Source organism: Saccharopolyspora soli (genome assembly GCF_022678645.1).
GTDB lineage: Bacteria > Actinomycetota > Actinomycetes > Mycobacteriales > Pseudonocardiaceae > Saccharopolyspora > Saccharopolyspora soli.
Genome location: NZ_JALBWV010000001.1, coordinates 250,932 through 265,314 on the forward strand (window position 1 = coordinate 250,932; position 14,383 = coordinate 265,314).

12 protein-coding genes are annotated in these 14,383 nt (G+C 67.6%); 6 read left to right on the forward strand and 6 right to left on the reverse strand.

Annotated elements, in window-relative coordinates:
* Window positions 1-168 precede the first annotated feature (168 nt).
* The gene (locus MOQ72_RS01130) at window positions 169-1,575 is read left to right on the forward strand and encodes a hypothetical protein (protein ID WP_242179869.1); all 1,407 of its coding nucleotides are present in this window, start codon (window positions 169-171) and stop codon (window positions 1,573-1,575) included.
* A gap of 36 nt (window positions 1,576-1,611) precedes the next feature.
* Here MOQ72_RS01130 and gnd read toward each other — a convergent pair whose 3' ends face one another.
* The 4 genes from gnd to MOQ72_RS01150 form a co-directional block, all read right to left on the reverse strand.
* A complete protein-coding gene (gene gnd, locus MOQ72_RS01135; protein ID WP_242179870.1) occupies window positions 1,612-3,051 on the reverse strand; it encodes an NADP-dependent phosphogluconate dehydrogenase in 1,440 nt (479 codons plus the stop codon).
* 251 nt (window positions 3,052-3,302) lie between these two features.
* Entirely contained in the window at window positions 3,303-4,787 is a 1,485-nt protein-coding gene (gene fumC, locus MOQ72_RS01140) for a class II fumarate hydratase (protein ID WP_242179871.1), read from the reverse strand.
* Window positions 4,788-4,789: 2 nt separating this feature from the next.
* Window positions 4,790-6,502 carry an NAD-dependent malic enzyme gene (locus tag MOQ72_RS01145; protein WP_242179872.1) on the reverse strand — a complete coding sequence of 571 codons (1,713 nt, stop codon included), beginning with the start codon at window positions 6,500-6,502 and terminating at the stop codon, window positions 4,790-4,792.
* Between the two features lie 123 nt (window positions 6,503-6,625).
* Complete coding sequence (locus tag MOQ72_RS01150) at window positions 6,626-7,507, reverse strand: alpha/beta fold hydrolase (RefSeq protein WP_242179873.1); 882 nt, start codon at window positions 7,505-7,507, stop codon at window positions 6,626-6,628.
* Between the two features lie 122 nt (window positions 7,508-7,629).
* Between MOQ72_RS01150 and MOQ72_RS01155 the strand changes: the two genes are divergently transcribed.
* Complete coding sequence (locus tag MOQ72_RS01155) at window positions 7,630-8,730, forward strand: hypothetical protein (protein ID WP_242179874.1); 1,101 nt, start codon at window positions 7,630-7,632, stop codon at window positions 8,728-8,730.
* 52 nt (window positions 8,731-8,782) lie between these two features.
* Here the strand turns inward: MOQ72_RS01155 and MOQ72_RS01160 are convergent, their stop codons facing one another.
* Together MOQ72_RS01160 and MOQ72_RS01165 are read right to left on the reverse strand one after the other, a co-directional pair.
* Window positions 8,783-9,754 carry an alpha/beta hydrolase gene (locus MOQ72_RS01160; RefSeq protein ID WP_242179875.1) on the reverse strand — a complete coding sequence of 324 codons (972 nt, stop codon included), beginning with the start codon at window positions 9,752-9,754 and terminating at the stop codon, window positions 8,783-8,785.
* A 204-nt stretch (window positions 9,755-9,958) separates the two neighbouring features.
* The gene (locus tag MOQ72_RS01165) at window positions 9,959-10,819 is read right to left on the reverse strand and encodes an NAD(+)/NADH kinase (RefSeq protein ID WP_242179876.1); all 861 of its coding nucleotides are present in this window, start codon (window positions 10,817-10,819) and stop codon (window positions 9,959-9,961) included.
* 316 nt (window positions 10,820-11,135) lie between these two features.
* On the opposite strand from MOQ72_RS01165, the gene MOQ72_RS01170 reads away from it, so the two are divergent.
* The 4 genes from MOQ72_RS01170 to MOQ72_RS44245 all read left to right on the forward strand — a co-directional run bounded on the left by MOQ72_RS01170 (window position 11,136) and on the right by MOQ72_RS44245 (window position 14,264).
* The gene (locus tag MOQ72_RS01170; protein WP_242179877.1) at window positions 11,136-11,948 is read left to right on the forward strand and encodes an ESX secretion-associated protein EspG; all 813 of its coding nucleotides are present in this window, start codon (window positions 11,136-11,138) and stop codon (window positions 11,946-11,948) included.
* Window positions 11,949-12,038: 90 nt separating this feature from the next.
* Window positions 12,039-12,464, forward strand: a complete 426-nt coding sequence (locus tag MOQ72_RS01175) for a PE domain-containing protein (RefSeq protein WP_242179878.1) — start codon at window positions 12,039-12,041, stop codon at window positions 12,462-12,464.
* Between the two features lie 35 nt (window positions 12,465-12,499).
* Window positions 12,500-13,042: a DUF3558 domain-containing protein gene (locus MOQ72_RS01180; protein ID WP_242179963.1), complete on the forward strand. Its 543-nt coding sequence runs from the start codon at window positions 12,500-12,502 to the stop codon at window positions 13,040-13,042.
* A gap of 34 nt (window positions 13,043-13,076) precedes the next feature.
* Window positions 13,077-14,264 (forward strand): PPE domain-containing protein, encoded by a 1,188-nt coding sequence (locus tag MOQ72_RS44245; protein WP_277953392.1) that lies wholly within the window; start codon window positions 13,077-13,079, stop codon window positions 14,262-14,264.
* Window positions 14,265-14,383: the final 119 nt, after the last annotated feature.

Below are 14,383 nucleotides of genomic sequence, written 5' to 3' on the forward strand. Positions count from 1 at the left end.
GGCGAATGAATCTTGAACCTTGGAAAAGAGGGAATCGATGATGCGGGGCCGAACTGGGACGAGCCCACCGTTTCCCTCCGCACTGCTGAATTAGTTTCAGGTACCGCCCCGGTTCCGGTCGACTCCGGCAACGGTGCGGGAGCGGGCCACGCCGGGTCGAACTCGGCATTGCATGCTGCGCCGCCGGACGAACACCCGGCCAGCAGCGCACCCGGACTTCGCCACGCTGGGGAGGCGGATGTCCTGCGGTGGTCGGCATGGCTGGCCAACGAGATCGAGCACATCGGACTGGACTGGGACCGCTTGGCGGCGGCATTGCAGGCGCACTGCCGCGTCGAACGGTTCGAGCGTCCGAGCCGGACGCAGATCGAGACCGCGGTGACCCTGGCCTCGCTCCAGTTCGAGGCGAGGTCGTGCGAGCGCATCGCGGCGCGACTCGGGGCCGCTGCCGAAGGGCTCGAAGCCCTGCTGACTGATGCGAAAGCCCGTTACGGACTCCTGTTGGCCGAGCTCCAGCAGGACGTGGGCGCGGTCAGCTTGGGCGCGCTGATCCGCGAGATCGACGAACTCGCCTCCGTGCAGGCCCTGGGCCTGCCGACCATGCTGCTGGCGAAGCTGCATTCCGACTCCGACGAGGACGGCCTGGAGTTCCTCATCCGGGAAATCGACCAGCAGGCCGCGCTGCAGGCGTTGTGCCTGCCGACGGGGCTCTTCGACGGTGTACCGGCGGCGCTGGTCGATGCGTGGCGCGCTCAGGCGGCGCGCTCGAAGCCCGAGGAACTGCTGGCCTTACCAGCGGATGTCAGGCTGACGCAGGTGGCCGCGCTGTGCTCGGCACGCCGCGGCGAGATCACCGACATGCTCGTCGGGGTCCTGATCGGATTGGTCGACCAACTCCAGCGACGGGCGGAGCATCGGCTCGACTGCGAAGTTCCCCGGCAACCGCTGTCCGAGAACGAGCGGGACGCCCTGCTGCTTCGGCTGGCCAGGACAGCGCTGGAAAGCCCGGACGACACCGTTCGGGACGCGCTGTATCCCATCGTGAGCGAGAAGAGCCTGCGGGAATTGCTGCGCGACAGCGAACGAGGCGAACCCGTTCAGGCCCGGCGGGAACGTGCCGTGTTGCGCAGCACGTACTCGTCCTACTACCAGCAGGTGCTGTTGCTGGTGGTGGGGGGTTTGGAGTTTCGCTGCCGCGAAACCGCGAGCTGGCCGATCATGGCCGCGCTGGGCGAACTCATGGACGACTACACCAGGGTTTGGGGCACCGCCCGCTACTACGAGGCCGAGCAGAACATACCCGTGGCGGGAATCGTGCCGAAAACGTGGCAGTCGGCCGTGGTGGATGGGCAGGGCCGCATCGAGCGCGTGCTGTACCAGCTGTGCGTGCTGGTGTCGCTCTGCGAGTTCGCCCGTCGCGGGAAAATCTACGTCGCCGGAGCCAGCGAGTGGGGTACGCCCAACCCATCGCGGGCCGTGGAAGGCGCGCACCGGCCCCGGCAACCGGTAGAACCCAACGAGATCATCGCGTGGCCCAACATGGACGACCGGCGCGTCGACCAGCCTGGGAACTGAGAGGGTGTGCGCGAGTCAGTCCGCGCACCCTCTTTGCTAGGCCGACACCTCGGAGCGGTCTGCTCCCCACAGGGTGTGGAACGAACCTTCGCGGTCGGTGCGGCGGTAGGTGTGGGCGCCGAAGTAGTCCCGTTGACCTTGGGTGAGCGCTGCTGGCAGCCGGTCCGCGCGCAGTGCGTCGTAGTACGCGAGCGCTGCGGCGAAGCCCGGCGTCGGCACGCCCTGGCGCACTGCGGCGACCAGGACCTCCCGCCAGTCGTCCTGGGCTGCTGCGATCTCCTGGGCGAACGTTTCGTCGGACAGCAGGCTCGGGAGGTCGGGGCGCGTGTCGTAGGCGGCGCGGATGCGGTCCAGGAACGCGGCGCGGATGATGCATCCGCCGCGCCAGATCGAGGCGACCCCGCCCAGGTCGACGTTCCAGCCGTACTCGGCGCTACCCGCGGCGATCTCGTGGAATCCCTGCGTGTACGACACGATCTTGGACGCGTACAGCGCCTGCTCGACTCGGTCGGCGAACGCGGCGGCCTCGGACTCGCCCAGCGGCTTGGCCGTGGGACCCGCGAGCCCGCGCGAGGCTTCGCGCAGCGCGGTGTGGCCGGACAGCGAGCGCGCGAACACCGCCTCGGCGATGCCGGAGACCGGGACGCCCAGTTCGAGCGCGATCTGCACGGTCCAGCGACCGGTGCCCTTCTGCTCGGCCTGGTCCTGGACCACGTCCACGAACGGCTTGCCGGTTGCCGCATCCACGTGCGAGAGCACCTCGGCGGTGATCTCGATCAGGTAGGAGTCGAGGCGGCCGGTGTTCCAGGTGCGGAAGATGTCCGCGATCTGGGCGGGGGAGTGGCCCGCGACGTCGCGCAGCAGCTGGTACGCCTCGGCGATCAGCTGCATGTCCGCGTACTCGATGCCGTTGTGCACCATCTTCACGAAGTGGCCCGCACCGTCCGGGCCGATGTGCGTCACGCAGGGCGCGCCGTCGTTGGCCTTGGCGGAGATCTTCTCCAGCATCGGTCCGAGCGAGGCGTAGGACTCGTCGGAGCCGCCGGGCATGATGCTGGGTCCGTGCAGCGCGCCCTCCTCACCGCCGGAGATACCGGTGCCGACGAAGTGGATGCCCTGTTCGCGGAGGTCGCGTTCCCGGCGCCGGGTGTCCGCGAAGTGCGCGTTGCCGCCGTCGATGATCATGTCGCCGGGCTCCAGCAGCGGCGCGAACTCCTGGATCACCGCGTCGGTGGGGTCACCGGCCTTCACCATGATGACCAGGCGACGGGGGCGTTCCAGCGCCGCGACGAAGTCGGCGGCGGTCTCGGCCGGGACGAATTTGCCCTCGTGGCCGAACTCCTCCAGCAAGGCGCGGGTCCGCGACGGGGTGCGGTTGTGCACGGCGACCGGGTAGCCGTTGCGGGCGAAGTTGCGGGCGAGGTTGCGGCCCATGACCGCGAGCCCGGTGATGCCGATTTGGGCTGAAGTGCTCATGCGGGTAGCTCCTGTTTGGTTGCACGCCGCTGGTGCGCGCTCGCGTCATCGACGCGCCGCGGCACCCGTGGCCCATGTTCCTCAATTCTCGACCAACGCTGCGGACGGCGCAGGTCTTCCATCTCCGGTGGGCAGGTTTTCGCAACTGGTCAGCGCCCCTGCTGCGCCAAGGCGAACGCCGAGCCTCGATGAACCGCTGCGACGTGCTCGGTGTGAATCCTCCACAAAGGACGCATTCGTCGGTGGGATCGCTACCTCGCGTGCCGAGCCGGTCCGGTGCCGCTGTGTTCGGCCGGTTCGGGATGGGTGAGCTGGTCGGGCACCACGACCTTGTCGAAGAGCGCTTCGCTGACACCCGATTTGATCGCGGCGTCCTTGAGCGTCAGGTCTTCGTCGAGCGCCCGGTGGGCGATCCGCGCGGCCTTGTCGTAGCCGATGACCGGGCTCAGCGCGGTGACCATCATCAGCGAGCGGTCGATGTTCTCCTTCAGCTGGGCTTCGTTGAGCTTGGCACCTTCGACGAGGTACTTCCGGAAGTGGTCGCAGGCGTCGGAGAGGATCCGGGTCGAGTGCAGGACGTTGTTGATGACGATCGGGCGGAAGGCGTTGAGTTCGAAGTTGCCCTCCGCTCCGGCCATCGACACGGCGGTGTCGTTGCCGACGACCTGGACGCAGACCATCATCAGCGCCTCGGCCTGGGTGGGGTTGACCTTGCCGGGCATGATCGAGGAGCCGGGTTCGTTGGCTGGCAGGATCAGCTCGCCGAGTCCGGTGCGCGGTCCGGAACCCAGCCAGCGCATGTCGTTGGCGAACTTGAACAGCGCGGCCGCCAGGGTCCGCAGGGTCGCCGAGACGCGGACGAGGCCGTCCAGCGATCCCTGGGCGGCGAACTTGTTCGGTGCGCTGACGAACGGGTAGCCGGTCAGCTCGGCGAGCGTCGCGGTGACCTCGTCGGCGAACCCGTGCGGCGCGTTGAGGCCCGTGCCGACCGCGGTGCCGCCGATGGCCAGCCGGTGCAGCCCCGTCAACGTGGTGCGGACGTGGTCGGCGGCGTCGTCGAGTTGCGCCGCGTACCCGGACCACTCCTGTCCGACGGTCAGCGGTGTGGCGTCTTCCAGGTGCGTACGACCAATCTTGACCACGTGCGCCCATTCCTCGCTCTTGCGCGCGGCCGCGTCGCGCAGCCGCGCGACCGCGGGGAGCAGCACGCCGTCGATGGTCCGGACCGCGGCGAGGTGCATGGCGGTGGGGAACGTGTCGTTCGACGACTGGCCCATGTTCACGTCATCGTTGGGGTGCACCGGGTCCTTGCTGCCGAGCCGACCGCCGACGAGTTGGATGGCCCGGTTGGAGATCACCTCGTTGACGTTCATGTTCGACTGGGTCCCCGAGCCGGTCTGCCACACGTACAGCGGGAACTCCGCGTCGAGCTGACCGGCGATCACCTCGTCGGCGACCCGGCAGATCAAGTCGGCCTTCCAGCGCGGCATCCGGCCCGCACGGGCGTTGACCGTCGCCGCCGCCTTCTTGACGTAGCCGTACGCGTGGTAGACGTGCTTGGGCATCCGGTCGTCGCCGATGTCGAAGTGGATCAGCGAGCGCTGCGTCTGCGCTCCCCAGTAGTGCGAGGCTGGTACGTCGACTTCGCCCAAGGAGTCGGACTCGGTGCGAGTGCCGGTGGCGTCCAATCCGATGGGCGCGTCGAGGATCCGCGGTGCGGACTGGTGCGCTGCCATCGTCATGCTCCCCGAACGGGCCGGTAGATCGGCTGCCACATCGCGTCGCGGACCTGCTGGTGCACGTCGTGCAGCTCGGCGCGAGCAAGACCTTCCTTGACCGCTTGGTCCGCCACGGCGGTGGCGACGGTGGCCGAGACCTCGCGGAGGTTGTCGACCTGGGGCAGCAGTGATGCGCCCGGAGCGTGCACGTCGACCAGGTGCGCGACGGCGTCGGCGGCCGCCAGGATCATCCCGGCGCTGACGCGGCGCGCCCGCGACACCACCGCACCGAGACCGAGACCCGGATACAGCAGGGCGTTGTTGGCCTGGCCGATGGTGTACGTGGTGCCGCGGTAGGTGACCGGGCTGACGGGGATGCCGGTGGCGACCAGCGCGCGCCCGTCGGTCCAGCGGATCAGATCGCTGGGCATCGCCTCGATGCGCTCGGTCGGGTTGGAGATCGGGAAGATGATGGGCCGATCGGTGTGCGCGGCCATCTCCCGGACGATGGCTTCGGTGAACGCGCCGTGCACGGTGGAGGTGCCGAGCAGCATCGTCGGCTGGGCGTGCGCGACGACCTCAGCGAGCCCGATGCGGCCGTCCGCACCCCGCCAGTCGGCCACCTCGGCGGCCGGGCGGGCGTAGGGCACCTGGAAATCACGCAGGTCGCTCATGTCGTCGGTGAGCAGCCCCGGACGATCGATGGCCCAGATCCGGCGAGTCGCCGCAGCGTGGTCGATGCCGTCGCGGACCATCGCGTCGCGCAACTGGTCGGCGATGCCGATCCCCGCGGTTCCTGACCCGAAGATGACGATCCGCTGCTCGCGCATCGGTGTCGCGGCAACGCGCGACGCGCCCAGCAGGGCGGCGAGCACGACCGCGCCGGTGCCCTGCATGTCGTCGTTGAACGTGCAGATGCTGTCGGTGTACTTCTCCAGGATCCGCCGCCCGTTGGCCGGGCCGAAGTCCTCCCAGTGCAGCAGCGCGTGGGGGAACATCCGCGTGGCGGTGGAGACGTAGGAGTCGATGAAGTCGTCGTAGCGCTTCCCGCGGACCCGAGGGTGCTTGCTTCCCAGGTAGTCCGGGGCGTCCAGCAGTTCTTCGTTGTCGGTGCCGACGTCGAGGGCGACCGGGATGACGCGGGCGGGGTCGATCCCGGCGGCGGCGGTGTAGACGGCCAGCTTGCCGACGGCGATGTCGATGCCGCCCACCCCCCAATCACCGATGCCCAGGATCTCCTCGGCGTCCGAGGCGACGACCAGGTCCACGCCATCGGCATCGAGGCCCAGGTCCTCGAAGGCGCGGGGGATGCCGTCGGGATCGTCGATGCAGAGGTAGATGCCGCGCGGGCGGCGGTATTCGGTGCTGTACTGCTTGATCGCCTGACCGACCGTCGGGTCGTACACGATCGGCAGCAGTTCGCGGAGGTGGTCGGAGAGCAGCCGGTAGAAAAGCACTTCGTTGCGGTCGTGCAGCGCGGTCAGGTAGACGTTCTTGAGCAGATCGGTCGGCTGCGCGTGGTACTGCCGGTACGCCCGCCTCGCCTGCTCCTCGATCGTCGTCACCGCCGACGGCAGCAGCCCGTCCAGGCCGAGTTGCGCACGTTCTTCCTGAGTGAACGCGGTCCCCTTGTTCAACAGCGGTGTCCGCAGAACCTCCAGACCGCGCAACGGTGTGCGATAACCACCGTCCGAGGTTCGTTCCAGGAGTTGATCTTTCGTGGTCGCACACATGAGATGCCCTCCGGCGGTTTCGGGCCACTAGGTCGCGAAGCACGACAACGACGGCAGCGCACTCCAACACCAGGCAACCAACTGCGGCTGCTCGTGATGAAGGGGCAAAGGTCTCTGGGTCCGCTATCGCGCGGTGCGGCCGATCCGCCGGTCGGTGGCTGCGGTGACCGCTGCGGCGAACAATCGCGGCGACTCCAGCGGCAGGAAGTGGCCGACACCGTCGATGAAGCGGACATCGATGTCGCTGAAGAACTCGCCCAGCCGGTCCGACCACGTTCGCGGGAACAGCGGATCGTGCTCCGGCCACAGCACCGTCGTCGGCACGCTCATCCGCTGCTGCCGTTCCGGGGCGACTTCCGCGATGGACCTGGCCACCGCACCAGCGCCCGCCCGGTACCAGGCGATCGAGGCGGCGAACGCGCCCGGCGGACCGTAGGCGGCCACCAGGTGGTCGAGGTGGGCCGGATCGAGCGGGTGCTCCGGCCCCGACCAGTGGGTCCAGAAGTGCGCCAGGTAGTCGCGGACGGCCTCCGGTTTGCCGTCGATCAACTGCTCGACGAGCGGCAACTGGTGGAACGCCTGGTACCAGAACTCGCGTTGGGCGTGCGCCTCCAGCACTCGTCGTCCGATGCCGGGCAGCGGAGGGGCGAGGACGAGCGAGCCGACCAGGTCCGGCCGATCTGCGGCCAGCGTCTGCGCGATGCGGCTACCGATGTCGTACCCGGCGATCACCGGCCGTTGCAGCGAGAGTTCTTCGATGAGCCCGGCAACACTGCGCGCCTGAGCCGCCGCGCTGTACTGCTCGGCCGGATCGGCGTCGTGCTTGTCGGACTCGCCGAACCCGCGCAGATCCGGGACCAGCACATCGGCCGAGTCGGCGAGCAGCGGCACCACCTCGCGGTAGTCGGCCCGATCGCCCGGCCAGCCGTGCAGCAGCACCACGCCAGGCCCCTGGCCAACCCGGTCGTAGGAGAGCTCGAAACCGTCAACGGCGGTGCTTCTCATCGCGCGGCCCCAATACGTCCCGACCCATCCACTACGGACACCGTCTTCCGCACGGCACGAAGATGCAAGCAACAGGAGGAGCCGCGCGGGGCCCCACACACGTCAGTCGGCACACTGGGGCCATGCTGGCTCGGGTCGTCGCTGCGGTCATCGGTGGTCTGTTCCTGGTGGCGGTCACCGTGAGCGTCGCCCGGACCCTGGTCATCGCGCGGTCTCGTCCGGGCATGCTCACCCGGCTCGTCAGCCAGGTGGTGGCCACGTTGTTCGTCCTGCTCACCTGGTCGGCCCGCGACTACCCGACGCGGGACCGCATCCTCGCCGCGCAACCGGTCACCTTCCTCGCCGCGACGCTGGCCGCGTGGCTGGTGGGCTACTTCGTCGGCTACACGCTCCTGCTGTGGCCGTGGGAACCCGATCTCGCCCACGCCGCCCGCGAGGCGGGTTCGTCGCTGTTCACCCTGGGGTTCTCCACCTCCACCGCGGCTGCCCCGAGCCTCCTCGACTTCCTCGCCGCCGCGACCGGACTGCTGGTCGTCGCGCTCCAGATCGCCTACCTGCCGACGCTGTACTCGGCGTTCAACCGCCGGGAGACCGATGTGACCCTGTTGGGCGCCCGAGCCGGGTCTCCACCGTGGGGGCCCGAGCTGCTGGCGCGGACCCGCTACGGCATCCGCCTCGGCGAGGACGACCTCACCGAGCTTTACCGGCAGTGGGAACGGTGGGCGGCCGACATCGCCGAGAGCCACAGCAACTACCCGGTGCTCATCCGGTTCCGCTCGCCGCAGCCGATGCACTCGTGGCTGGTCGGCCTGCTCGCCGTGATGGACTCGGCGGCGCTGCTGCTCGCGTTGTGCCCGAGCCGGGATCGGATCGAGCCGCGGCTGTGCCTGCGGATGGGCTTCACCGCGTTGCGGCAGATCGCGACCAGCATCGGCATCCCGGTTGACGAAGATCCGGATCCGGACGCCGAAATCCAGCTGTCCTACCAGGAGTACCGCGCTGGCGTCGCCTGGCTGGCCGAGGTCGGCTTCGCCATGGAACGCACTCCCGAGGAAGCCTGGCCGCACTTCCGGGGGTGGCGCGTCAACTACGAAGCCACCGCATACGCGCTGGCGGCAACGACGGATGCGGTACCAGCGCTGTGGTCGGGGCCGCGACGCTGGCCGAGCAAGCCGATCCCACCGGTGCGGCCCTCGACCCGCCGTCCCGGCGATGCGCGCTGACGGTGTCCGCCGGTCCGGCGAGTGTCCATTGTGGATTGATTTGTTGTGTTGCCTAACCGTCCAGGTGCTGGCGTAGGAAGTGCGCTGCTTGCGCGATCGCCGCGCGGGGTGCCGGGGTTTCCGTGATCGGGTTGAGCAGGACGAAGTCGTGGATCGTCCCGCCGTAGCGCACCTGGGTCACCGGTACCCCGGCCTGCGCGAGCTTGGTCGCATACGCCTCGCCCTCGTCGCGGAGCACGTCGTCGTCGGTGATCACCAGCGCTGGCGGCAAGCCGCGCAGCTGGTCCACGGACGCCTCCAAGGGGGAGGCGGTCGGCTCCCAGCGCTGCTTCTCGTCAGGCAGATACGCGTCCCAGAACCACTTCATCGCCGCACGCGTCAACCACGGGCCGTCCGCGTGCTGACGGTAGGAGTCGGTGTCCAGATTGGCGTCGGTGACCGGGTAGAACATCACTTGGGCCGCGATCCGCGGACCGCCGCGGTGCTTGGCGAGCAGGGTGAGCACCGCGGTCATGTTGCCGCCGACGCTGTCGCCGAGCAACGCGATTCGACTCGGATCGGCACCGAAGTCCGCGGCGTTCGCCGCCGCCCACTCAAGCGCGGTGTAAGCCTGTTCGTTCTGCACCGGGTAATGCGCCTCGGGCGCGGGCGTGTAATCGACGAAGACGACTGCGGCGCGGGCGGCATTCGCCAATTCCCGCACGAGGCGTTCGTGGGTGTCCTTGTCACCGAGAATCCAGCCGCCACCGTGCGAATGGATGATCACAGGCAGCACGTCGGTGGTGTTGCGCGGCTTGACGATCCGAATGCTCACCTCGCCGGTCGGACCACCTGGGATCATGCGGTCCTCGACGTCGGCGGGCATCAGCTCTACCGGGACGCTGCGCTGAGCGGCCCGCAGCACCTCCCGCGCATCCTGCGGCGAAAGCTCGTAGATCGGCGGACCACCAGCAGCGGCGAGCTGGTCCAGCCATTCCTGCGTGCGGGGTTCGACCGCGGTTGTTGCGGGCTTGGCGGTGCTCATCGTGATCGTCTCCGAAGGGTTGCCGGGCTCGACGCCCACTACCGACGTCGAGCCGAAGCGCGCCCGGCAGGGCGGTCTCGATGGCTGGGCATTGCCGGGGTGTCCACCGCTCCGGCTGACGACTGACCCGCCCAGGGTGGATCGATGCAGGTCGCTGTTCAAGAGCAGAAGGTCCCAGCGGCTGTTCGGCGTCGCGGATGGCGATCAGCTGGTTTCGGGCGAACCGGTGAGGTGCAGCTTGCGCTGGGCGCGTTGGTAGAACGTGGTGTGCCCGAGCCGCACGACGCGGGCGGCGGCGGGCTGGACGGTGATGTCGATGAGAGTGCCGGGCGAGCGGTGCGCGACGAGTTGGCCGTCGACTTCCACGCCGAGTTCGCTGCTCTTGGGCAGGATCCGCAGTGCGAGCTTCTCCCCCTGGGAGAGGAAGATGGCGCGGTTGAAGGCTGAGTGCGGGGCCACCGGGATGACCAGGAGTCCCTCGACCCTGGGGGAGATGATCGGTCCACCAGCGGAGAAGCTGTAAGCGGTGGAGCCGGTGGGTGTCGCGACCACGACGGCGTCCGAGGCGTAGCTGACGAAGGGATGTCCTTCGACCTGCACCTCGACCATGGCCATCCCGTCGCCGGGCACGCGCACCAGGGCGATGTCGTTGAACGCGACCACGGCCCGGTCCCCGCTGATGATGTGCAGGCCGGAACGGGTTTCGACGGTGAAGCGGTTGTCGTCGATGGCGCACAGCGCCCGATCGAGATCCGGCACGTCGATCTCGGCCAGGAACCCCAACCGGCCGAGATTCACCCCGAGAACCGGGGTCTGGTGCTCGCTGCCGAGCCGGAGCGCCCGCAGCATGGTGCCATCGCCGCCGAGGCTGACCAGCAGGCTGGCGCGCTCGGCGAGCCCTTCCGGGGAAAGCGCGGTGATCGGCTGGTCGTAGGGGGCGACTTCCTCGGCCACTCCGAGCACCTCGATGCCCCTGCCGCGTGCCCACTCGACGATAGTCTCGATCACCTCGGGACTGCGCCGGTCGGGGTGCAGAACCAAACCAACCGCGTTGACCAATCCCATGCCAACCCCTCCCGGTCCGGACGTGCGAGCGTGCCGCGTTGGCGGCGCCCAACGTCCACTGTAGAGCGCCGCGGACCAATCCAGCACGCCCCTCGGTCCTGGCGGATGGAAGCTGCGACGAGCAACAGCCTGCTCCTGCCGGGCGTGGTCCGAACGCAGTAGCTCACGAGCCCGATGAGACAGGCGTGCAAAGAAATGGTTGGACCATTCGGGTGGGATTTCATGGAACACGTTACGTGTCCGATTTGCCCGTGCTGCGGTGACTCTGCGTGCACCAAACCGTCAATTGATCATAGCACCGGGTGGGGAGGAGTTCGTGTTCAGGGCGCTGGAGTTCGACCTGAGCCTGTTCGGCCCGCTTTGGTACGGCGCGGGACTTGCGCACCAGGAAGGCGGCGAGGAACGGTTGGTCCCGCCGCCTCGGCTGCTGCAGTACTTCCCAGGTCTGGGCGAGCCCGATGACCCGATCGCCGAGTGGGAAAGGGCCCGCGACAAAGCCCGTGCACGGGGATTCCTCGATCGGGCGTCTCAAGCGGTCGAGTGGGTTGCCGACATCATGAGAGTGCTCGCCCACGCATCGACCGAAGCCGACACGAGATTCGCGCCGAAACGCGGCAAGCACGTCCGTGGCCTGGTGTCGTTTTCCGGAGATCACGCGGTCCGAACCTTGGTGCGAGGGCGCAAAGTTCGCATTGATCCGGTGCGCTCGACATCGGCGTATGCCGCATTGGTGGGTCTCTGGCCGGAAATCAAGCCGGTTTCTGGTTCGGCGGTCAGCATCCGGCTCGAAGATGTCGAAGCGGCTAGCAGAGCAGCTGCGGAGCACCGGGGTAAAGCGCAAGTCGATGCAACGGTTAGGGAGTTGCGGGCGCGCAACGTCCGCAGCGACGACGCGCGCGACTACGCGCGTTTGGTTTCTGGAGAACGCGTGCACGACGGCGAGTTCTCGGTGGCAGTCCGAGACATTCGGGGGAACCTGCACTCGGCTGATGATGTAGTTCTGCTGACTGGCACCCGTGAAGGCTCGTACGTTCAGTACCGTCGCGGCGAATTTCTCTTTACTGCTCCGGCCAATTCTGGTCTGGTGACACGAATCCTGGCCGAGCTTGCGGACGACCTGCGTCGGTGATGCGGATGTCCTTTTCCCGCACGCAGATCCGCGTGACTCCCAGGCCGACCAGCTGTTGACTTCACCGATGACCCACGGAAGAGGTGAGCCATGACCGAACCGAGCGACCCGGCGGCGCAAACGCGAAACACGCATGCCGTCACCATGAATCCCTTGACAGGTATGTTCCAGATCCCGCTGACCACAGCGTCGAGCTGCGGTGCCTCGACCGGCGGCTTCGAGGTCGCGCCGGAAGATCTCAACGCCGTCAAAGCAGATCTGGACGCGGCGCTCGACGAGCTGAAGCTCGCGGCGCGAGATGCCGATAATTTCCGCCATATTCGGCCACCCGGCCTTGATGAAGTCAGCATGGAAACGACTGACCAAATCATCCGCCACCTGACGGAAGGGTCCGGATCAGCGACCCAGACGGTGGATGACATGCGGAGTTGGGTCGAAGATTTCCGGAACAAGATCGAGTTGGCTCAGCGAGAATACCAGCGCATCGACGAAGAAAACGAGGTCAAGAATCGATGAACCGCACGCGATCCGCAATGGCGACTGCGGTCTGCATGACTGCCGTGTCTGTCGCTGCGTGTTCTCAGCCTGAGCCCGGATCACCTGTTCCCTCCGATACCGAGCCTGCGACCCCGTCAAAGGATCCGGGCAGACCAGAGGTCAGCAACCCGAAGAACCTGGAAGCTGTCAGCGACCCGTGCCGGCTGCTCAAATCGGAGCAACTACAGCAACTCGGAACGACCGGTGCGACGTCCCATCGTCCCTCTGCCTGGGGTGAGGACACGTGCACTTGGGGGGTGGATGCCGACGGGCTTCAGGTCTACCTCGCACCTGCGGTGACGACGAACTACGGCCTCAGCAGCGTGCTTCGAACTACTGGGAAATCGGCACCTGATGAAGATGTCGGCGGATACCCGATGGTGACGAGCGATCCGGCGACGTTCACGTGTGGGATCTACGTTGCGGTAAACGCGGACGATGTCTTCACGGTTGTCACAGATCGAGGCGACAGCGAGCGTCCGGAACACCAGGATACCTGCGCTGTGGCGAAACAGGTTGCGAGCATGGTGCTTTCGAATCTTCCGGCCCAAAACTGAAGGGACGACCATGTGGCCGTTCAGTCAACCGAAGATGGTCGAAGGTCGGCGGCAGGCTGCGTTCGATCACGCGAAGATCCATCGGGAGCTCAATACTGGCAAGGGGGCTGAGTCACTTTCGAAAGCTGCGGGCACACTTTCGAAGGAGTTCGCCGACCGGCTCCAGAACGTTGATGATCTGGTCCGGGGCGCGATCGGTCGATGCCGCAGGTCGTGGCGTGGCAAGGCCGCGGAGGCGATGGAGCAGGAGGCTTCGCCGTTTCGGGACGTGGTGCAGCAGTCGAGAGAACTCTCGGCTGCATTGGCGAGACGAGTCGAAAGCCAGGCCGACCATTTCAGTCGGACGAAGCACTCGATGCCGGGACCGCACGATGTGCCGCCGCTGGACCTCGGCCTCAGCGATCTCGTACCGACCAACCTCTCGGCGAAACTGGCGGGCCAGCAAGTCCATGAGGCCAAGCACAACGACGCCGAGCAGAGAGCACGCGAAATTTACGCGGCGTACCGGACTTCATCGGACGGCACGGTGCGGTCATTGAAACCGTACCCAGCTGTGCCCGCGCCCGTTGCTGATGTCGGTGTCGCAAGCACGCAGCGGCCGGATGCGGTCGATCCGAGTACCGGCTACCTCGGCACCAGTTCCTCCGCAGCGCCGACTTCCCGCACGGCCGACCCCGAAACGACTGCTTCGGGTTTTGCACTGCGAACCGATCAGGGCGGCCCCGGCGAGTCCGGCACATCGGATTCGCCCGCTGGGGCCGATTCGGCTTCGGCGGCTCCAACAGCTCCCGGAGCAGGGACCGCGTCGCCGCCGGGAACCGGTGGTAGCCCCGGCGTCGGAGGTGTCGTCGGATATGTCCCCGCAACCAGCGGCACTCCAGGCCGGGCAAGCGGTTCAGGCCCCGGCTTGGGAAGTCGCGGTGGCTCGGGTACTCGTGGCGGCCCAGGGGGAGGCCGGACGGGGGCCGGACCAGCGACCAACACTCCTGCCTCGGGTAGCAGCACCGCACGCGGCGGCTCGGGCGCGTTCGGCGGGCTAGCAGCGCCCGGTCCGCAGGACCGGCGTGGGGAAGACGAAGAGCACGAGCGCAAGTACGTCAAGAGCACCGACGAGCACTTCGAGTTCGATCCGGACGTCGATCCCGACACCGGCCAGGTGATCGCTCCTCCGGTGATCGGCGGATCGCGTCGATCCGAGCGGGAGGACCGGGAGACGGACTGATACCGCGTGCCCCGGTCGGTTCGGGGTGCGGCGTTTGGATGGTTACTGGTCGATGTAGCGCGTGTTAGGTTGATTGGCGCAGTTCATCCGGTGCTCATGTCGGCTACGCGGGGTATTCG